We start from the raw sequence: 20,134 nt of genomic DNA, 5'->3' as shown, positions 1-20,134 counted from the left end.
TACGATGTTGAAGTTTTGGTCGTCGGGCACGTACCTCTGTCGGCTATTCTGCATTCCTCAACGAGGATCCGGAAAAGCGACCACATTTGCTGTCATTGGTTGCGCACCCCCTCCCCTCATTCGGAATCAGGGTATACCGTGGCCCACAGGGACGGGTCGACCGACCCGTACTCCATCCACCACCTGACGAAAGGTGACAGACATGAGTGACACGAGCATCAGCGCTTCGCGGACGATCGATGCCCCCGTAGAGGACATCTTCCGAATCCTCTCCAATCCAGAGCGTCATGCCGAGATCGACGGCTCGGGAATGGTCCAGTCGGATGACAAGACCGATCGCATCACCGAGACCGGCCAAGTGTTCACGATGAACATGCACTGGGACAAGATGGGCGGCGACTACAAGACCGACAATCACGTCATCGGCTTTGAGGAGAACAAGCTTCTCGCCTGGAAGACGGCACCGGCCGGTGAAGAGCCACCGGGCTGGGAGTGGGTCTGGGAGCTCAAGTCCCACAGCCATGACTCGACCGAGGTCTCCGTGACCTACGACTGGAGCGCTGTCACCGACAAGGAGGTGCTCAAGCAGGTCGACTTCCCGGCCGTCAGCGAAGAGGACCTCGAATCGTCCCTCGGCAACTTGGCAGCCGCGGTGTCCGGAGTCTGACGCCCCGCAGCAGCGCGTGCACCCGGGCTGCTCACGCCTGATGAGGCTGATGAGGCGGCCCTGTTCGAGCTCACCGCAGTTCGTTCAGGGCCGTCTCCGCGCGTTGCCGGCGGTCTTCGACTGACATCTCCCACCAATACTCGCCGCGTTCGCCGAGGCCGTGCTTCGCGACATCCACCCTCCGTCTCGCCTCCGCGAGATCATTCTCAGCACCCCGCTTCTTCGCTTGCTTGACGGCATTCCTCGCAGCGCCGAGGCGGCTCTTGAGTTCCTCGATCACGCTCGGTTCCAGTGCTGGGTCTGTTCGTCGCCACCGGCGTCCCTTGACGATCAGCCACCGCTCGCCATCGCTGTTCTCGCTCATGCGCCGACTGTACCTCTCACCCCGGACGCAGCGCGTACGTCTCGTGGCACCGGCAAATGAGAGGATGGCCTGGTGTCTGACAACCGATCCGCCATCCCCGCCGATTGGCGTGATGCCTTCGCCCCACTCGCCGAGGCGGCTCCGCACTCGCACACGCCCGTGGCCTTGGGATTCGAGCTCGTCCAGGTCATCCCCCGCACTTGGTTCGAAGCTCAGCACTCCGTCCTCCTCGACAAGGACGACGTCACCCCGGGCGCGAATCCGAGCCTCGCGATCCGCCCGCTCATGCTCAGCGAGTCCGGCAACTGGGTGAAGAAGACCCTGACCTGGCGCACCATCGACCGCATGGCCCGGCAGTTCGACATCGACCCGGCCCACCAGGAATGGTTCACCCAACTCGCGGGACTGCGCACCCGCGGGAAGACCGACTTCACGCCCGACGGGGCGCCGTACCACCTCGGCGACTTCCGCACTCCCCTGCTGTGGGATCACTTCACGCAGGGGAAGAAGCTCGGCATCGAGTTCGTCGGCATCAATCCGGCCATGACCATCCGCATCGGGCACAGCGCGAAGGCCGCGATCGATATCCGCTGCAGCCAGAACCGCCTGCAGGTGCCAAATGCCCAGGCGGTTTTGACCGTGGGAAGCCGAGGCCAGGCAAGCCGGCCAATACCGGACGGCTGGGCTCACCTCCATCCGAGATCGGGAAGCTGCTGGGCATCAGCAGGGCACCTGTCTACCGCTACGTTGGTCTGCTGTCTGATGAGACCAAGGTATGACGGTCCTACTTGCCGCCGTCCAGTCATTTGCCGCCGGGCCCATGTGGGAATGAAACACCCGGGTTGGCCCGCCTCCGTGAATGCCTCAAGCAATGGCTCCAACGCCAACCTTGCCGGATGAATCGGCACCCATCTGCTTGATGCAATATGAGAACAACAACCGAAAGGTGTGGGGCCCGGGGTACACACCGGTGACCACGGTGGGAACGACGGGCTTGAGATCAGGAAGCCGCTGAGTCCTAAAAACGGACATCAACGGCTTCCCGCACTGCGATGAACCCCTGGGCTAGTGAACGTCGCTCTTCGACGCCCCGCCTGTGAACCTTGCCATGGTTTCATCGATTTCCTGGACGTGGTGCTCGGCAATCGCCAACGCAGATGTTGCGCCGGGAGAGGGGGCATTTCTCAGCGCAGTGACGCGACCCAGTTGTTCGATAACGAAGTCATCCACCAATTGCCCGTTTTCATCCATCGCCTGCGCGCGGATCCCGCGGGTAATGGGCGTGGATCGTGCTCCGTCCAGGGCCGGGGCGTAAGCGGCGGCTCCCGCAAGGAACTTCTTGCGGGAAACTACTGCGCCAAACTCGTGGATAGCGGCCCTGATATTCCGTGATGCGAACTTCCAGAAGGCTGCGCTGAAGACCACGTCGAGGCTGTCCTTGATCCCGATGCCCCAGCCGCTGTAGTTTTCTCGTCCAAACGAAAGGAACGCGTTGGGGCCCATTAGCATTTCGCCATCAACTCGCTTCGTGAGATGTACACCTAGGAACGGGTAGGCGGGGTCGGGAACCGGGTATACGAGCCCGTTAAGGATGCTCCGGTGTTTCGAAGCCAGCATCGAGTATTGGCCGAGGAAGGGAACAATCTTGGGATACGTTGCCCCTCCGGCGAGACGGGCAATGTCAAGCACCGGGTTTCATAGAGGCTGTTTTTCCTGGTTTTCTATGCAGCTACGCTCGCGGTCGCACCCTGGTTGGTCCACTCAGCTTGGACCTCGAACGGAGGTCGATATCCGATCGCCGAATGCAGTCGTTGCCGGTTGTACCACCCGATCCATTTCGATGTCGCTGCCATCACCTCGATCAACCCCGACCATTCGCGACGGTCGATCAGTTCCGCTTTGTAGACTGAATTCAGTGCTTCAGCCATGGCATTATCGTATGAGTCCCCGCGTGACCCCACCGACGCCACGATCTCGGATTCTGCCAGAGTCTCGCCATAGCGAATCGACCTGAATTGGACTCCGCGATCCGAGTGGTGGACAAGCCTGGACACGTCTTCGCCGGCCCGGAACTTCGCTGCCAGAGCCATCGTCAACGCGTCCCTGGCCAGCGACTCACGCATATGATTCGTCACCTGCCAACCCACGATCTCGCGGTGGAAGACGTCGAGAATGAACGTTGTGTATACTCACCCAGCCTGGGTCGGAATATAGGTGATGTCGGCGACCCAGAGACAGTTCGGACCCTCAGCTGTGAACTCACGTTCGACGAGATCCTCCGGGCACTCCTCGGCCCTGGCCGAGGCCGTCTTCGGACGCTTCCGCCGACGACGAACCCCGTCAATGCCCAGCTGGCGCATCAACCGCTCGACCGTGCACCGAGCGATATTCCCGAACCGGTCCGCATACTCGCGGTTGATCGCCTTCCACATCTTCCGCACCCCGTAACAGGAATAGTTCGCCTCGTAGACGTCCCGGATGGCGGTCTTGAGCTCCCGGTCCCGGACAGCACGGGCTGAAGGCTGGCGTAATTTGTACGCGTAATACGAGCTCACAGCAATCCGTGCAGCAGTCCCTGAAAGGGCGCGCACGATTGGCTCGACTCCGAACTCGTCGCGGTTGTTGTCGATGAAATCGACGATTACTTGGATGGGCGGTCGAGCTCCGCCGCGAAGAAAGCCGACGCCCGGCGAAGTATCTCGTTTGCCCGTTTCGCTTCGGTCAACTCGGCGCGCAGTCGACGGTTTTCGGCCTCAAGGTCGACCGATTCCGTCGGCGTGGCTCTGCCGGAGTCCTTGTGCTTGCGCACCCAAACTCGCAGGGTCTCCTTGCTCAGGCCGAGTTCGTTCGCGACGCGGGTGATTGCCCTGCTCGCGGTCTCAGGATCGGCCTGGGCATGAATGACGAGCTCGACGGCACGAGCTTTGAGCTCATCGGTGTATTTCACTGGCATGAGAGAATCTCCTTCTTCCAATCTCCCTGCCTCTATTATCCCCGGGGCGATCCATGCAGTATCGGAACGCTACGTTGCGAACGACCATATCCTCATGGTCCTCGATTGACAGGTGCGTGAGAAATTTGACACGCCATGGCCAAGAAAGTGAGAAAGTGACAACTTAATCGAGAACCTACAACAGGTCTTTTCCGAGAAACTTTCGTCTATCGGAATAAAATCTCCCTCAGCAAAGTTGAGTCTGGTGTACGCAACTTTGATGAGGCCGACTTGACGGTCGGAACCTCGAAGAGAATACTTGAGTCCGGTTGGCTCAATGTGTGCGGTCGAGTGGTTCTGACTCAAGAACCGGATCCGCCCGATCGCACACATTCGAGTCGAAGATACTCACGACATTTAAGGAGAGAACGTTATGGCACGTGCAGTTGGAATCGACCTCGGAACCACGAATTCCGTCGTCACAGTCCTCGAAGGCGGCGACCCTAAGGTCATCGCAAACTCGGAAGGCGGTCGTACGACCCCATCCGTCGTTGCTGTCAACAAGAACGGCGACTCCCTGGTCGGCGAAATCGCCAAGCGCCAGGCCGTCACCAACATCAAGAACACCGTCGCTTCGGTCAAGCGCCACATGGGAACCGACTGGTCCACAGAGATCGGCGGCAAGAAGATGTCGGCTCCTGAGGTGTCGGCTCGCATCCTGCAGAAGCTCAAGCACGACGCTGAAGAGTACCTGCAGGAAGATGTCAGCGAAGCAGTCATCACCGTTCCCGCCTACTTCAACGATGCTGAGCGCCAGGCCACGAAGGATGCCGGTGAGATCGCTGGACTCAAGGTCTCGCGCATCATCAACGAGCCGACCGCCGCAGCTCTGGCCTACGGCCTCGAGCGCGGCAAGGAAGACGAGACCATTCTCGTCTTCGATCTCGGTGGCGGTACCTTCGACGTCTCCCTGCTGGAAGTCGGCAAGGACGAAGACGACTTCTCCACGATTCAGGTCCGTGCGACCTCAGGCGACAACCGCCTCGGCGGCGACGACTGGGATCAGCGCATCGTCGACTGGCTCGTCGGTGAGGTCAAGAACGGCTACGGCGTCGACCTGAGCAAGGACGCGACAGCGATCCAGCGTCTCAAGGAAGCCTCGGAGCAGGCCAAGAAGGAACTCTCCTCGGCCACCAGCACCAACATCTCGCTGCAGTACCTGTCGATGAGCGAGAACGGACCCATCCACCTGGATGAGACCCTGACGCGGGCGAAGTTCGAGGACCTGACCAAGGACCTCCTTGAGCGCACCAAGGCTCCGTTCCACGCAGTCATGAAGGACGCCGGCGTCTCCGTCTCGGAGATTGACCACGTCGTTCTCGTCGGCGGCTCGACCCGTATGCCAGCCGTTTCCACCGTCGTCACCGAGCTCACCGGAGGCAAGGAGCCCAACAAGGGCGTCAACCCCGATGAGGTCGTCGCGATCGGCGCGGCTGTGCAGGCCGGTGTGCTCGTGGGCGAACGCAAGGACGTTCTGCTCATCGACGTCACCCCGCTGTCGCTCGGACTCGAGACCAAGGGCGGCGTGATGACCAAGCTCATCGAGCGCAACACCCCGATCCCGACCAAGCGTTCGGAGACCTTCACTACGGCTGAGGACAACCAGCCCTCCGTGTCGATCCAGGTCTTCCAGGGTGAGCGTGAGTTCACTCGCGACAACAAGAACCTGGGCACCTTTGAGCTGACCGGCATCGCTCCGGCCCCTCGTGGCGTGCCGCAGATCGAGGTCGCCTTCGACATCGACGCCAACGGCATCGTGCACGTGTCGGCCACCGACAAGGGCACCGGCACCGAACAGTCGATGACGATCACCGGCGGTTCGGCACTGCCGAAGGAAGACATCGACCGGATGGTCCAGGAGGCCGAGGAGCACGCAGAAGAGGACAAGAAGCGCCGTGAGGCCGCCGATGTCCGCAACAATGCGGAGAACCTCGCCTACCAGACCGAGAAGCTCATCACCGACAACGAGGACAAGCTGCCTGAAGAGGTCAAGACCGAGATCAACTCGGATGTCGAATCTCTCAAGGAAGCACTCAAGGGCGAAGACGACGACGCCGTGAAGTCGGCCTACGACAAGCTCGTCGCCAACCAGCAGAAGATCGGCGAAGCCATCTACAACCAGCCAGGTGCCGAAGGTGCCGCTGGTGAAGAGGCCGCGGGCGATGCCGATGCAAGTGCCGACGACGATGTCGTCGACGCTGAGGTTGTCGACGAAGAGGACGAGGAGAAGAAGTAATGACTGCCGAGGGCAACGATCCGTCGTCCGAGGAGCCAGGCTTCACCTTCAGCGACAAGCGCCGGATCGATCCGGACACCGGTGAACTCCGCCCAGAGGCCGACGCACAGTCGACCTCGGCGGAGGCCGGTGAGGCGAATGATGCCAACGGCGCCGAGGATGTCCAGGGCGCCGATGAGAATCTGGCCGATGCCAGTGACCTCGGAGTCGACATTCCGGCCGATGCTTCGACGTTGAACGACACCGAGGCAGCGCAGGGCGAAGAGGCTGCCGAACCCGCACCGGGAACTGAGGCCGCAGCGCACCTGGCCGACCTCAAGCGCATCAACGCCGAGTACGCCGCCTACCGGATGCGGGCCGATCGCGAACGCGAGCGGGCGGCAACCGGTGGCACGATCAAGGCCGTCGAGGCTCTGATCCCCGTGCTTGACGAGGTCCGTCTGGCGCAGGAGAACGGCGACGTCACGGGGCCTTTCGAGACCCACGTCAATAAGCTGATCGACTCGCTGACCAAGGTCGGCGTCGAGCAGTACGGTGACGTCGGCGATGAGTTCGATCCGCGACTGCATGAGGCACTCATGCAGCAGCCTTCGGACGACGTCGAGACTCCGACCGTCTCCCTGGTCATGCAGCCGGGCTACCGTCTTGGTGACCGAGTCATCCGGGCGGCGCGCGTAGGCGTTGCACAGCCGGAGGACTGAGAAACACACCTTCGCCGAGGTGGTCCCGCGAACGTGGAATCACCTCGGCGGCGGTCCGGATCTCCCGGGATCAAGGTCCCGGGGCTGCGGATTGTGAGGAGACAATTGAATACACTGATGAAGAAGACACGGAAGGAGGTGCCAGGTGAATACCGGTCCTCAGAATGATTGGTTCGAGAAGGACTTCTACAAGACCCTCGGCGTCTCCAAAGATGCTTCCGACGCAGACATCAAGAAGGCCTATCGCAAACTGGCGCGCAAGTATCATCCGGATGCCAATCCTGGTGATTCCAAGGCTGAAGACAAGTTCAAAGAGCTCGGCCAGGCGCATCAGGTGCTGTCGGACAAGGAATCTCGCGAACAGTACGATCAGGTCCGCGCCATGGGCGGCGGGGCCAGGTTCAGTGCCGGTTCCGGTGGGCCGGGAGGCAGCGCTGGTGGCGGCTTCGACGACGTATTCTCCGACCTCTTCGGCGGTGGCGGACGGACACGGACTCGTGCGTCCTACGGTGGAGGCGGGGGAGACGTGCCCCCTGACCTGGCTGACCTCCTCAACGGCTTCGGCGGAGGCGGAGGCTATGGCGGTGGTGGTTTCGGTGGCGGATATTCGCCACCGGTCAAGGGCGGTGACATCAAGTCCAGCACCACTTTGTCCTTCACAGAGGCCATCAACGGTGCCTCGGTGAAGCTGAACATGCCGGGTGGGAAGCCTCTGACCGTGCGCACGCCCATCGGCGTCAAGGACGGGCAGAAGATCCGGCTGGCAGGCAAAGGCAAGACCAGCCCCAATGGCGGCGAGGCCGGAGACGTGATATTGACGATCAAGGTCAAGCCACACCCCGTCTTCACCCGTGATGGTGACAACCTGCGGATGGATCTGCCGGTGAGCTTCGATGAGGCTGCCTTGGGCGCCGAGGTCAAGGTGCCGACGCTCGACGGAATGCCGGTGACGATGAAGATCGCCCCAGGCACGCCTTCGGGGCGGACGATGCGTCTGCGCGGCAAAGGCGTGAAAACCAAGAAGGGCACCGGCGATCTGCTGGTGACCGCGGAGATTGTTGTCCCACAGAATCTGTCGAAGGACGCCAAAGAAGCGGTCGAATCGTTCCGCTCGGCGACCGAGAACGAGGACCCACGGGACGGACTGCTCGACAAAGCCAAGGCCAGTTGAGGTGGTGAAGCACGATGCACATATCGACCAGTGCAGCGGTGTACGTCATTTCGGTGGCGGCGGACCTCGCAGGAATGCACCCGCAGACGCTGCGCCAGTATGACCGTCTGGGTCTCGTCATCCCCGAGCGCACCGCCGGCAGAGGCCGGCGGTACACGGGGCGAGACATCGCCAAACTCCGGCTGATTCAGCAGCTCTCGCAGGACGAGGGTGTGAACCTGGTGGGAATCAAGAAGATCATCGACCTGCAGAACCAAGTCGATGCGCTCCAGTCTCGGAACGAGGAGCTCGAGACTGAAGTCAGGTCTCGGATGTCAGCGAAGGAACGCGAAGCACGCGTCTTCGCTGCTGGCTCTGCCGGTGATGTTGTTTCGATTTCGCGTGGCAGGCGTCCTCAAGGGAGGCCCGAGCCGGGCGCGATGGTTCTGTACAACAGGTTCCGGCGCCGGTAGTTTCGAACTGATATGCCCGGAGACTACGGTCTCCGGGCACATCTGAATTGTCGATCGCATGACGCCAGTTGTGTAAAACTGTCTTTCATGGACAGATCCGACAAGATCAAACGGGCCGCCGATTCCGCGGACGAAGCAGTGCAGGAGGCGGCCGACAGCACGTGGTTCGAAAGGACTGCGCGAGCTGGCTTCCTCGCCAATGGGTTAGTGCACACCGTCCTCGGGGTCACCGCGGTCGCAGTCGGTTTCGGGCGAAGCGGTGAGGCCGATCAGACTGGTGCAATACAGCAGATCGCGGCGAAGCCGTTCGGCATGGTGCTCATCGTTCTGTGTCTGATCGGCTGTGCGCTGATGACCCTGTGGTGCCTGGTCAATGCATTCTTCGGCTCGTCATCTTTGCGCGGGGCCGAATCACGTGATCTCCAGGAGCACGAGGGGCGACGCCGATGGATCGACTTCTTCAAGATGTTCGGTTCGGCAATCGTCTATTGTGCGATTGCCCTGACCTTCTCACAGTTCGTCGTCGGCAGCGGGTCTGACTCGGGCAAAGCCAGTTCGCAGGCGTCGGTGACCTTGGCTAAGGCGCCGGGTGGGCTCTACCTTCTCATGGCCATCGGGGTCGTCATCGTCATCGTCGGGATTTCGTTCTGCATCAATGGCGTCGTGTGCAATTGGAAGGACGATCTGCGTATGCCGGGCCAGCGTCCTGTGCGCTCGCTGCTGCTCGCCACCGGGGTCATCGGGTACTTGGGGAAGGGTGTGACGCTGCTCGCGATGGGAATTCTGGTCTTCGTCTCTGCCGCAACCGGAGATCCCGAGGAGTTCACCGGGATTGATGGCGCACTCAAGGCGATGCGTGACCAGCCGTTCGGCCCTTACCTCATGCTCGCTGTCGGCATCGGTCTAGTGCTCTATGGCATCTTCCTCGGTCTGCGTTCGCGTTATGACCGTATGGAATGAGCGGCATGGTCCGGGGTGGACCGTGAGCGGTTCGAAGGTTGCACCCTTCGGCCGCCGCTCACTGCCCGAAGAGATGAAGAGCGCGAACCCGATCAGGATTCGCGCTCTTCTCAGTTGCGGATGAGCTCAGATGAGCTCACGGGCCGATATCAGATCTGTGAAGGATCCTGAACAGCCTTCTTGCGACGCATGGTCATCGTCACCGCAACTCCACCAACGAGGAGGAGTGCTGCACCGCCGACGAGGCCGGTGAGCTCGGTGCCGGTGCGGGGCAGATCGCCGCCACCATTTCCGTCTTCGTCGCCGCCATTGCCGTTGCCGTTGCCGTCTTCGTTTCCGTCGCTGCCACCGGCATTGGCGTCTTCGCCGACGGTGAATGCTCCGGTCATCTCGTCGTCGCCACAGGTGACGCTGACGTCATAGTCACCGAGGTAGGCCGACGGATCACTGGCAGAGGTGCCGTAGACGTTCACGGAGGCATTGCCCTCGTCATCGGCCTTGACGGTGTTGTCGTAGGCGGTGACGTTCGAGTTGCCCTTGGGGGTGACCAGGTAGCGAACGTCCGAGCCGGGCTCGCAGTTCTCGACTGCCAGCGTGACGCCCTTGTTGTTCACGACGAAGTCAGTGGCGTCGATGGTCTCGGGCGAGACGGTCAGCGTGGCTTCAGCAGCCGGGGTAGTCGGCTTCGGCTCTTCGGTCTCATCTTCGGTGACGGTGAACTGGACGGAGTTCGAGACTTCATCGGTCTCGGCGTCGACAGCGAACAGTGTGTAGTCGCCAGCTTCGAGCCCGTCTTCAGGAGCTTTGACAGTGCCGCTGATCTTGCCGTCTTCGTCAGCCGTGAGTTCGTTGTGGAAGAACGGCGACTGGTTTCCCGCTGCGTCGCTGTACATGTTCACCGTGCTGTCAGGAGTGAAACCCTCGCCGGTGACCTTGAGGCCGTCCTTCTCGAAGTCGGAGGCAGAGATCGTCTTATCGTCGAGGGAGACCTTCGGGTCGACCGAGGGTGCCTCTGTCTCTTCTTCGTCTGCGGTGACTTCGAATTCAGCCGGGATTTCCTGCTTCTCTTCGCCGCGCATAACTGTCACGGTGAAGTTGAGTACCTGAGGATCGATGGCAGCGGGATCACCGGTCTTGTTGTAGATGGTGTACTCGACGGTGTCGCCTTCTGCGGTCAGCGGTTCCTTGCCTTCGAAGGACGCGTTGTCAGTGACGGTGTCGCCAGCGTCGAGGCCCGAGACCGTGACTTTGACACCCATGGCCTCGTCAGCGAGGTCAGTCTGGCTGATCTTCTTCGGTGACACCGAGACGGATGCTTCGAGGGCGGCCTGATCCTCGGCGCCGTCTTTGGCTGCTTCCTTGGCAGAATCGGTTTTGTCTGCCTGGCTCTCGTTCTGGCTGACCACGATGTTGGTCTGTTCTAAAACGTCGGCGGAAGGGGCTGTGGGTGCAGCCATGACGGGGGATGCGGCCAGGCCGGTGATGGCCAGTGCCACTGCGGGGGCGAGTGCAAGCTTCTTCATAGTGTCCTTCGTTCTTATAGCTGAGAATGATCTCCTACGCAGGTAACAATAATGACATATTTACGACGTGCATAGTTGTGGTCGTTTTGTTCACACTTGTTGTACGGATCAGTGACAGGCGTCGTCGACCGGCTGGGACGGTGAACCTGTCGAAAATGAGTGTGGCCCCGACCGGAATCGGGGCCACACTCATTCAAGCGCTCACATGATCAATCACATTGAGTGATCACCTGGGTGGTGCCTGATCAGAAGTCGGAAGGCGACTGTCCGACCTTCTTGCGGCGACCGGTCATCGCGATTGCTGCTCCACCGACGAGAAGGAGAATCGCTCCCGAGGCGAGGCCACCAAGGTCTGCACCGGTGCGTGGCAGCTGGCTGCCATCGTTCCCGTCATTGTCGTGTCCGTCGCTGCCGCCGCCATCTGCGCCGGCGGTGACTGTGAACGATTCCTTCATCGTGTCGTCGCCACAGGTTGCACTGGCTGTGTAGGAGCCGACGTATGCCGACACGTTGGCGGAGGTGCCGAAGACACTGACCGAAGCCTTGCCCTCGTCATCGGCCTTGACCGTGTTCTCGTACGCGGTGACCTGGATGCCCTTGGGCGTGACCGCGAAGTGCACCTCCGCGCCGGGCTCGCAGCCCTCGACGGCCAGGGTGACACCCTTCTTGTCATTGGCGAAGTCTGCAGCTTCGAGAGTCTTGGGTGAGACCGAGAACGATGCCTCCGCAGGAGCTTCGGGAGTGTCCCCGTTGTCTCCGTCATCCCCATCGTCTTCGTTGTCTTCAGCGACGACGTTGATGTTGCCGTTCAGTGTCTGCGACTCGGTGCCCTCGCGGTCGATTGTGACCGTGAACGGCACCTTGCCCTCTTCGAGACTGTCCGGGTTGCCCTGGTAGTAGAGGTGGAGCGTGTAGTCTCCGTCGGCATCTGCTGTCTCGCTGTCCCCGGTCAGGGAGTCGGTGATCTTGTCACCCTTCTTCACACCCGAGACGGTGACCGTGACGCCCTTGTCCTTGTTCGAAAGGTCCTCGGCAGTGATCTTCTTGGGATCGACTGTGAGCGAGGCATCGATCGGATCGACGGCGTCGTCTTCGGTGACGGTGAACGCAACATCAGCAGAGTTCGAATCGTCGTCGGGGTCGATCGCCAACAATGTGTATGCACCGGGCTTGCGAATATCATCGGGTGCCTGGACGGTGCCGCTGATCTTGCCCTCTGCGTCAGCTGTGACTTCGCCGTGGAAGAAGGTTCCCGGGGATCCGTCTGGTTGGGTGCGCAGCTCCACCGTGCTCTCGGGGTTGAATCCCTCACCGGTGACCTTGAGGCCCTTCTCATAGAAATCGTGTGCACTGATCTCATCGGTGTCGAGCGAGATCTGCGGTTCGGCTTCGTCAGCAACGTTGATCTCGGCGTTGAGTGTCTCCGGCTCTTCGCCGTTACGCTGAACCGTTGCGGTGAGGGGAATCGGCCCCTCTTTGAGGGTCTCAGCAGGACCGTCGTAGTAGACGCCGAAGGTGAAGTCGCCATCAGCGTCGACAGTCCGGGGCTTGTCAGTGAGGTCATCGGTGACCGTGTCCCCTTCTTCGAGGTTGGTGATGGTGGCCTGGATGCCCTTGTCGGGGTCGGTGAGGTCCTCGGCAGTGACTTCGTCGGGGTTGACTGTGAGGTCGGAATCAATGGCGGTCTGGGCCTCGACAATGGTGGTCGAGCCAGACAACGACTGCGCCGCAACGCCCGCGCGCTGGACCTTGACGGAGAAGTTCTTGGTCCCCTCTTTGAGGTCCTCGGCGTCGCCGGAGTAGCCGAGGGTGAGCGACTCCTTGCCGTCAGCAGCGGCAGTCGTAGCCGGCGCCGTCAGTCCAGAGGTCGTGAGCTTGTCACCCTTTTCGAGGCCGGTCACGGTGACCCTGAGGCCGTCTGACGCGAGGTCTTCGGCCGAGACCGACGAGGTGGCAACCTGCAGCTGAGCATCTATTTTTTCGACTTCGTTCTGAGGATCCTCGGGATCCTTCGAGTCGTTGCCCTTGTCGTCGTCCTTGGGCGCAGGCTTCTTCGCATCTTTGGCATCATCGCCAGATTTTTTGTCTGCCCTGTCGTCCGCTGCTTTCTTGTCTGCAGCCTTCTTCTCGGCTGCGTCCTTCTTCTCCCGCTCAGCCTTTTCCTTCGCGAGCTTCTCGGCCTTCTCCTTCTTGACCTGCTCGGCCTTGGCCGCGGTGGAGTCCGACTGCGTCGACGATGACGGGGTCTCGGCGGCGGCGACTGGGGCGGCCACCAGACCAGTGAACGCGAGGGCCACAGCCGGCGCGAGAATGAGCTTCTTCATTGGAGTGCCTTCAATCTAGAGAGTGTGAGGGGGTGCACATCTGACTGCCATCCTAGATACAGGAAATCCCCTGAACTACTTATGTACGTTTAGTTCAGGGTGAATAGCTGTAACACTTTGGTGAACGATGTGACCACGTCGAGACGCCCTCGTGATGTGACTATCCAGTAGCCGTGACCACAGACGGACCAGTAACCGCATTCTCAGCGTTGCCAGTACCCGCACTCTGAGCGCGGCGAGTAGCCGAACTCTCAGACCGGCCAGGCCCCGGCCCGGATCTGTTTGCGCTGCTCCACGGTGGGCACACGAACGGTCAGCGCCGAAGGCAGGACCTCCATCGCCAGATATCCTGACTGGCCTATCGGATCCCCGTCCAGCTGCACATCGAGCTCCTCACCGGATTCGATGACGACCTTCTGGCACTTACGAATCTCCGTGTGCAGGCCCTTCGATGTCTTGCGGCCCAAGACGGAGGCAAGAACGCCCACCCATTGGCCCAGGTTCTTCGGGCTGACGATGAGGACGTCGAGCATCCCGTCATCGATGACCGCCTGCGGCAGCAGCTGAATGCCGCCCTGCAGCTTCCCGCAGTTGCCGCCGAGCACCGATCGCACGCGTGCCGAGATCCGATAGTCGTCGTCGAAGGTCACCTTCACGTGACTGGGACGGCCGACGAGCTTCCGAGACCCGGCCTCGACATAGGCCAACCAGCCAAGTCGTGACTTGAGATCGGAATTCGTATCGGCCATGACAGCGGCATCGAACCCCAATCCCGTCATCACGGTGAAGACATGAGGGTCCGCGTCCTCGGTGGTCTTGGCGGTTCCGACGTCGATGTTCCGGTTACGGCCCCACAGCGCGATTCGCAGTGCCCATTCGGTCTTGTCGAGGACGATGTCGAGGTTTCGCGACAGCAGATTTCCTGTTCCCAGCGGAACGATCCCCATTGGCGTCGATGTCTGGGCCAGTGCCGAGGCGACGGCTCGAACCGTGCCGTCGCCGCCGGCAGCGATGACGACGTCGACCTCTTCGTCGAGTGCGCGGCTCGCGGCGCCCTCGCCGGGATCCTCGGGTGTGGTCTCGATGACCAACGGTGGGTTCCAGCCTTCGAAGCGACAGATCGCTTCGGCGGTCGAAGCCAGTTGACTGGCATCGGTCTTGGTCGGATTCACGATGAGAGCTGCCCGGTAGCGGCTGGAATTCGCAGCCTCGAGTGCATCGGGATCGGTGCCCCGCGCATACTTCCGAACCCGGTTGAGGGCACGACGGGTCCCGGTGCGGTGGCCGACGAAGAATGCAACGATCAGCACCACGACGATGCCGGCGACGACGATCCACGTCATCAGGGAGTCCAAAGCGATGGTCATGCCTCAAATTTACAGTGCCCAACTTGAGAGTGAGCTGGTCACCCACTCCAGGGGTGCCCGAATGTCGAAAAGAGTCCAGGGCCGTTAAGCTGAGAGGGTGATCGATCTAGCGCTCCTCAGAGAAAACCCGGACCTGTTCAAGGCATCGCAGGAGGCCCGCGGCTCGTCCGTCGACCTCGTTGACGAAGTCCTCGCCGCGGATTCCGCACGCCGCTCTGCCATCACCACGTATGAGGACGCGCGCGCCGATCAGAAGTCCTTCTCCGCTCAGATCGCGAAAGCGGCTAAAGACGACAAGCCTGCGCTTATCGCAGAGGGCAAAGAGAAATCTGCCAAGGTCAAGGCTCTGCAGGCCGAGTCCGAAGAAGCGAGCTTTGCGTTCGACAAGCTTGCAGGCAAGCTTCCGAACCTCATCGTCGAGGGCATCCCCTCCGGTGGCGAAGAGAACTTCGTGACCCTGAAGACTGTCGGCGAACCACGCGACTTCAGCACCGACGGCTTCGAGCCTGCCGACCACCTGGAGATCGGTGAGACGCTCAAGGCGATCGACACCTCGCGTGGCACCAAGGTTTCGGGCTCGCGCTTCCACTACCTCACTGGATTCGGCGCCAAGCTGGAAATGGCCCTGCTCAACCTGGCCCGGGATGTGGCCGAAGAAGCCGGTTTCATCCCGACCATCACGCCCACTCTGGTCAAGCCCGAAGTCATGCGCGGCACCGGCTTCCTCGGCGAGCACGCCGACGAAATCTACCGACTCGAGGCCGATGACCTGTTCCTCGTCGGCACTTCTGAAGTGCCCCTGGCCGGACTCCACATGGACGAGATCGTGGATCTGACCGACGGCCCGCTGTGCTACGCCGGAATCTCCTCCTGCTACCGCCGTGAGGCTGGTTCCTACGGCAAAGACACCCGCGGAATCATCCGCGTCCACCAGTTCCAGAAGGTGGAGATGTTCGCCTACGTCGAGGTCGAGAACGCCGAGGCTGAACACGAGCGCATGCTGTCCCTGCAGGAGAAGATGCTGGGCCTGTGTGAACTTCCCTACCGCGTCATCGACACCGCCGCCGGGGACCTCGGCGACTCTGCGGCACGCAAGTTCGACTGCGAAGCCTGGGTGCCGACACAGGGCACTTACCGCGAGCTGACCTCGACCTCGAACTGCACGACCTTCCAGGCACGCCGCCTGCAGGTCCGCGAACGCTACGACGGCGCCACCCGCCCCGTCGCCACACTCAACGGAACCATGGCCAACACCCGCTGGCTCGTCCCGATCCTGGAGAACCACCAGCAGGCAGACGGTTCGGTCACGGTTCCCGCGGCACTGCGCCCCTACCTCGGCGGCATGGTCGCCCAGGGGCCAGAGGGCCCGCGCTACTGAAGTTCCGTTCCTCAAGCTTGGAGACAAATTGTCCAAACACCTCATCGCGCTCGACATCGACGGCACCGTCGTCAACTACGACGGTTCACTGTCCGAGCCTGTCCGTGAGGTGCTGACGCAGCTCGTCGAAGCCGGTCATCACCTTGTCATCTCCACCGGGCGGGCACTGCCCGGAGCACTTGAGGTCGTACACGCACTCGACCTCAAAGAAGGGTTCGTCGTCTGCTCGAACGGGTCCGTCGTCGTCAAGCTCGACCCGGCTTCGCCGTTGGGCTGGGAGATGCACCACGTCGTGTCGTTCGATCCCAAGGACGCACTGGAGAAGATGTACGAAGCACTGCCGAACGCATTGTTCCTCGTTGAGGACCCCGACCTGCACCGGTGGGCTTCAGGGCCGTTCCCCGCGGGTGAGCTCGCGGAATCGGACACTCTCGACATCGTCGACTTCGAGCAGCTCCTCGAGAAGACCGCCACCCGCATCGTGATGCGTGAGGTCAACGGCACTGCGGAGGAATTCGCCGAGGCTGTCGATCGTCTCGGTCTCCACGAAGTCAGCTATTCGGTGGGGTGGAGCAACTGGCTCGACATCGCTCCCGATGGAGTCTCGAAGGCCAGCGGCCTCGAGCTCGTCGAGTCCGAACTCGGCGTTGACCACGAACTGACCATCTGTGCCGGCGACGGACTCAATGACATCGAAATGATCGAATGGGCCCACCACGCGATCGTCATGGGACAGTCGAAGGATGTACTCAAGCAGCGTGCCTCCGTCGTGACGAAATCGGTCGACGACGATGGCCTGGCCGTGGCTCTCGTCGACTACTTCGACCTCGACCGCGAGGTGCTCTCACTCAGCGGTTCCCGCGACACCCACGCCTAAGGTTCAGCGCGAGGTGCGAGCGTCGAGCACGGCACCCAGATAGCGTGCGACGCCATCCTTTTCGACTGCATCGGTGACGGTGGCTGCGCAGTCCTTCACTGACTGCAGCGCATTGCCCATGGCGACGCCGTGGGCGGCCCAGGTCAGCATCTCGATGTCGTTGGGCATATCCCCGAACGCCATCACCTGTTCGCGAGCAACGCCCAGGTGGTCGCACATGCTCTCGAGCGTCTTCGCCTTCGTGACACCTGCTGGAGCCAGTTCGACGAGCCCGTTGACCGGGTCGGAGAACGAAGCATGGCAGTTGGAGGCGACGAGGGGATCGAGCAGATCGTGGAGAGCCTCTGAATCGTCGGAGCCGATGCTGACGAGGATCTTCACGACGTCACGTGTGGCCAGCTCCGACAGATCCTCCATCACGTGGGCTTGTCGGGGATTGCGCGAGATGAAGTTCTGGTCCACGAGGCCGCCGGTGAGCGTCTCGAATGCAAAATGCGTCTCTGGATGGGAAGAGGTGATCGTGGAGACGATCTCCTCGACGTCGGAGAAATCGATGGTGTGAGCCGACACCACACTCGCCGAGGCGATGTCATAGACGACTGCTCCGTTGAGGCAGATGACGGGACCGAGGTCGGGGATCTGTGCGGCGATCGCCTCCAACCACCTGATCGGTCTGCCTGTGACGAGGACGAAGGGGATGCCCATGTTCTGGCAGCGGTGGATCGCATCGATCGTGGCTGCGGAGATGGGTTTCCAGTCAAGCAGAAGCGTGCCGTCGATATCGCTGGCGACGAGGCCGAGGTCGAAGTCCTCAGGCGGTGTCATCATCTGTCCGGTCATGATTCGGGTGCTCCGTCAGGCCCATTCGATAGGTGTGTTCCTCCAGCTCCGGCGAGGTTTCCCTGGGCGCGATCGAGCAGCTGTGCAGCATCGGAGATGAACCGCTCGGTCGCTTTGACGCTCGGGCTGATCGATCGCCCAGCGATGATCTCCGTGCGGGCCATCGAGGCAGCGAGCACCGCCTCGGCGACCTTCGAAGAGGCCCTGGTCAGAAGTTCCGGAGTGTCACCGATAGCGCGACGGGTGTGGCCGGGAACGACCTGCCCAGAGACCGGGTGATGGGTGTGCAGCCACGCGGTGATCTCGTCGACGGCCGGCACCAGATCATTGAGGTGCTGCGTCCCATCGATGATCATGTTCGCGTCGGCGGATGGGCTCTGTCCCTCGGCTGACAGTTCGTGGATCGCCACGCAGGTGGTGTAGTAGCGGTCGACGGCGCGGATGAACCTGTCGCGGTTGTGTCGCCAGAGTCCAGTGCCGAACTGCTGGTCAGGGCCTTTGCGCGACGGGGATCCGCCCGGCCTGCGCAGCCCGGAGAAGATGTTCTTCACAGGTAATTTCCCGTGCGGCGGCCCTCGGTATCGTCCTGATCCTGGCCGTTCGTGGCTGCGGTCGGAGGAGTCCCAGGTGCCACCATTCCCGGTGGCAGCTCCCCACGTTCGCTGCGTTCCTGCTGAGCCATTGCCTGCTGCGCCATGATCGCAGTCTGAATGCCGTGGAAAAGTCCCTCCAGCCAGCCGACCAGCTGGGCCTGAGCGATGCGCAGCTCGGAGTTCGTCGGAGGCCCATCACTCGTGTCGAAGGGCAGATCGAGGCGTTCGAGTTCGTCGATGAGATCCTTGGACAGGCCGTCCTCGAGCTCGTCGATCGACCGGCGGTGGATCTTCGCCAGACGCTCGCGACCCTTCTCATCGAGATCAGTGCGGCGGACCTCTTCGAGGAGCTGCTTGACCATGGTCCCGATCCGCATCACCTTAGCGGGGGAGGAGACATCGACCGGCGATGAGGACTCCGCGACGAAATTCCCGGCAGGGCTCGTCGGCTGACCGGGAGTGCTCACGGACTGACCGGGGGCGTTGCCCGGCTGCTCCGGGGCGTCCCCTGGCTGATCGGAGGAGCTCTCGGACTGATCGGGATTGCTGGTCATGATCGGACACCTACTTCCTGCGCTGAGACTCAGACATGCTCGACCCCAGCCTCATTGAACCTCAGACGTGCTGTGCTGATTTCGCGGCCGGTGCTGACTCGTCGACGATGAGCAGCACCTTTCCGATGCTCGCGCCCTCTTCCAAAGCGGCATGTGCCTTCGGCGCCTCGGACAGCGGCATCGTCTCATGGATGATCGGGCGGATATCGCCTGAGATCACGGCCGGCCACAACTGTGCGGCCACCTCGGCGACGATTTCGATCTTCTGTTCCTTGGGGCGGGCCCGAAGCGTCGTTCCCGCAACCGACTTGCGCGGCTGCATGAGCGAGGCGATGCTGAGTTCGGCCTTCGCTCCGCCCTGCATGCCGATGATGACGAGGCGCCCGTCGGTGCCCAGTGCCTTGATGTTGCTCTTCAGGTACTTCGCGCCGATGATGTCGAGGATGACGTCGGCGCCGGTGGAACCGTCGGGGCGAACGCAGATGTCGTGGATGCGTTCGACGAAGTCCTCGTCGCGATAGTTGATGACGGCGTCGGCGCCGAGGCTGCGGCAGAATTCGGCCTTGCGCTCGGACCCGACCGTGACGACGATCTTCACTCCGAGGTGCGCAGCGATCTGGATTGCGGCCGTGCCGATTCCCGATCCGCCGCCGTGGACGAGGAGCCATTCGCCGGCCTGGATGTTGGCGTTGCCGACGATATTGGAATGGACCGTGGACAGGACTTCCGGCAGGCCAGCGGCCTCGGTGAGGTCGAGACTTTCCGGCACGCGAAGGAGCTGACCTGCGGGAACAGGGACCGACTCGGCGTATCCGCCACCTGAGAGCAGGGCGGCGACACGGTCGCCGATCTGCCAGCCGGTGACGTCGGAGCCGAGTTCCGCGATCGTTCCCGAGACCTCGAGGCCGGGGATCAGCGTGGCGCCGGCGGGTGGGTCGTAGAAGCCCTGGCGCTGGAGCAGATCGGCACGGTTGACGCCGGCTGCGTGCACTGTGACCAGAACTTCGTCGGCTGCGATGCCCGGGGTCGGTTCCTCGGTGACCCGGAGGACTTCTGGGCCGCCTGGAGTGGAAATCGTGATTGCTCGCATGATTCCACTCTAGTGGCTCTCGCGACTTTCGGCCGAGGCACCTTC

21 protein-coding genes and 1 other annotated feature are annotated in these 20,134 nt (G+C 61.8%); of the genes, 9 read left to right on the top strand and 12 right to left on the bottom strand.

Going from position 1 to position 20,134, the window contains the following annotated elements; translation table 11 throughout:
* Positions 1-202 precede the first annotated feature (202 nt).
* Positions 203-667: an SRPBCC family protein gene (locus AAFP32_RS14705; RefSeq protein WP_350269754.1), complete on the top strand. Its 465-nt coding sequence runs from the start codon at positions 203-205 to the stop codon at positions 665-667.
* Positions 668-737: 70 nt separating this feature from the next.
* Here AAFP32_RS14705 and AAFP32_RS14700 read toward each other — a convergent pair whose 3' ends face one another.
* Complete coding sequence (locus AAFP32_RS14700; protein WP_350269753.1) at positions 738-1,031, bottom strand: biopolymer transporter Tol; 294 nt, start codon at positions 1,029-1,031, stop codon at positions 738-740.
* A gap of 72 nt (positions 1,032-1,103) precedes the next feature.
* Between AAFP32_RS14700 and AAFP32_RS14695 the strand changes: the two genes are divergently transcribed.
* Complete coding sequence (locus AAFP32_RS14695) at positions 1,104-1,931, top strand: hypothetical protein (protein ID WP_350269752.1); 828 nt, start codon at positions 1,104-1,106, stop codon at positions 1,929-1,931.
* A gap of 165 nt (positions 1,932-2,096) precedes the next feature.
* Here AAFP32_RS14695 and AAFP32_RS14690 read toward each other — a convergent pair whose 3' ends face one another.
* From AAFP32_RS14690 to AAFP32_RS14675, 4 genes are all read right to left on the bottom strand, one after another.
* Positions 2,097-2,720: an FAD-dependent oxidoreductase gene (locus AAFP32_RS14690; protein ID WP_350269751.1), complete on the bottom strand. Its 624-nt coding sequence runs from the start codon at positions 2,718-2,720 to the stop codon at positions 2,097-2,099.
* Positions 2,721-2,752: 32 nt separating this feature from the next.
* Entirely contained in the window at positions 2,753-3,166 is a 414-nt protein-coding gene (locus tag AAFP32_RS14685; protein ID WP_350269750.1) for an integrase core domain-containing protein, read from the bottom strand.
* 54 nt (positions 3,167-3,220) lie between these two features.
* Entirely contained in the window at positions 3,221-3,622 is a 402-nt protein-coding gene (locus AAFP32_RS14680) for an IS3 family transposase (RefSeq protein WP_350269749.1), read from the bottom strand.
* Positions 3,584-3,712: a sequence feature (AL1L pseudoknot), on the bottom strand. (Overlaps the previous gene by 39 nt.)
* Positions 3,673-3,984, bottom strand: coding sequence for a transposase (locus AAFP32_RS14675; protein ID WP_350269748.1), 312 nt, complete (start codon positions 3,982-3,984; stop codon positions 3,673-3,675). (Overlaps the previous feature by 40 nt.)
* A 412-nt stretch (positions 3,985-4,396) precedes the next feature.
* Here AAFP32_RS14675 and dnaK point away from each other — a divergent pair, with 412 nt between their 5' ends.
* From dnaK to AAFP32_RS14650, 5 genes are all read left to right on the top strand, one after another.
* Positions 4,397-6,259 carry a molecular chaperone DnaK gene (gene dnaK, locus AAFP32_RS14670; RefSeq protein ID WP_350269747.1) on the top strand — a complete coding sequence of 621 codons (1,863 nt, stop codon included), beginning with the start codon at positions 4,397-4,399 and terminating at the stop codon, positions 6,257-6,259.
* A complete protein-coding gene (locus AAFP32_RS14665) occupies positions 6,259-6,960 on the top strand; it encodes a nucleotide exchange factor GrpE (protein WP_350269746.1) in 702 nt (233 codons plus the stop codon). The genes dnaK and AAFP32_RS14665 overlap by 1 nt, the downstream gene beginning before the upstream one ends.
* Positions 6,961-7,105: 145 nt before the next feature.
* Entirely contained in the window at positions 7,106-8,131 is a 1,026-nt protein-coding gene (locus AAFP32_RS14660) for a DnaJ C-terminal domain-containing protein (protein ID WP_350269745.1), read from the top strand.
* 14 nt (positions 8,132-8,145) lie between these two features.
* A complete protein-coding gene (locus AAFP32_RS14655) occupies positions 8,146-8,583 on the top strand; it encodes a heat shock protein transcriptional repressor HspR (protein WP_350269744.1) in 438 nt (145 codons plus the stop codon).
* Positions 8,584-8,670: 87 nt separating this feature from the next.
* Positions 8,671-9,543, top strand: a complete 873-nt coding sequence (locus tag AAFP32_RS14650) for a DUF1206 domain-containing protein (RefSeq protein ID WP_350269743.1) — start codon at positions 8,671-8,673, stop codon at positions 9,541-9,543.
* Between the two features lie 149 nt (positions 9,544-9,692).
* On the opposite strand, the gene AAFP32_RS14645 is transcribed toward AAFP32_RS14650, so the two are convergent.
* From AAFP32_RS14645 to AAFP32_RS14635, 3 genes are all read right to left on the bottom strand, one after another.
* Positions 9,693-11,066 carry a hypothetical protein gene (locus tag AAFP32_RS14645; protein WP_350269742.1) on the bottom strand — a complete coding sequence of 458 codons (1,374 nt, stop codon included), beginning with the start codon at positions 11,064-11,066 and terminating at the stop codon, positions 9,693-9,695.
* 245 nt (positions 11,067-11,311) lie between these two features.
* Positions 11,312-13,390, bottom strand: coding sequence for a hypothetical protein (locus AAFP32_RS14640; protein ID WP_350269741.1), 2,079 nt, complete (start codon positions 13,388-13,390; stop codon positions 11,312-11,314).
* A 251-nt stretch (positions 13,391-13,641) separates the two neighbouring features.
* Positions 13,642-14,757 carry a diacylglycerol kinase family protein gene (locus AAFP32_RS14635; protein WP_350269740.1) on the bottom strand — a complete coding sequence of 372 codons (1,116 nt, stop codon included), beginning with the start codon at positions 14,755-14,757 and terminating at the stop codon, positions 13,642-13,644.
* A 97-nt stretch (positions 14,758-14,854) separates the two neighbouring features.
* Between AAFP32_RS14635 and serS the strand changes: the two genes are divergently transcribed.
* A complete protein-coding gene (gene serS, locus AAFP32_RS14630) occupies positions 14,855-16,135 on the top strand; it encodes a serine--tRNA ligase (protein WP_350269739.1) in 1,281 nt (426 codons plus the stop codon).
* Positions 16,136-16,163: 28 nt separating this feature from the next.
* Complete coding sequence (locus AAFP32_RS14625; RefSeq protein ID WP_101620688.1) at positions 16,164-17,012, top strand: HAD family hydrolase; 849 nt, start codon at positions 16,164-16,166, stop codon at positions 17,010-17,012.
* A gap of 3 nt (positions 17,013-17,015) precedes the next feature.
* Here the strand turns inward: AAFP32_RS14625 and AAFP32_RS14620 are convergent, their stop codons facing one another.
* The 4 genes from AAFP32_RS14620 to AAFP32_RS14605 all read right to left on the bottom strand — a co-directional run bounded on the left by AAFP32_RS14620 (position 17,016) and on the right by AAFP32_RS14605 (position 20,089).
* A complete protein-coding gene (locus AAFP32_RS14620) occupies positions 17,016-17,852 on the bottom strand; it encodes a Cof-type HAD-IIB family hydrolase (protein WP_350269738.1) in 837 nt (278 codons plus the stop codon).
* Complete coding sequence (locus AAFP32_RS14615; protein ID WP_350269737.1) at positions 17,849-18,403, bottom strand: hypothetical protein; 555 nt, start codon at positions 18,401-18,403, stop codon at positions 17,849-17,851. The genes AAFP32_RS14620 and AAFP32_RS14615 overlap by 4 nt, the downstream gene beginning before the upstream one ends.
* Positions 18,400-18,999 (bottom strand): proteasome activator, encoded by a 600-nt coding sequence (locus AAFP32_RS14610; RefSeq protein ID WP_350269736.1) that lies wholly within the window; start codon positions 18,997-18,999, stop codon positions 18,400-18,402. The genes AAFP32_RS14615 and AAFP32_RS14610 overlap by 4 nt, the downstream gene beginning before the upstream one ends.
* Before the next feature lie 61 nt (positions 19,000-19,060).
* Positions 19,061-20,089 (bottom strand): NAD(P)H-quinone oxidoreductase, encoded by a 1,029-nt coding sequence (locus AAFP32_RS14605; RefSeq protein ID WP_350269735.1) that lies wholly within the window; start codon positions 20,087-20,089, stop codon positions 19,061-19,063.
* Positions 20,090-20,134: the final 45 nt, after the last annotated feature.

Origin of the sequence: Brevibacterium sp. CBA3109 (assembly GCF_040256645.1) — a bacterium.
GTDB classification, from domain to species: Bacteria; Actinomycetota; Actinomycetes; order Actinomycetales; family Brevibacteriaceae; genus Brevibacterium; species Brevibacterium koreense.
Note: the sequence above shows the minus strand (reverse complement) of the source record. Positions and strands in the feature narration are given on the sequence as shown.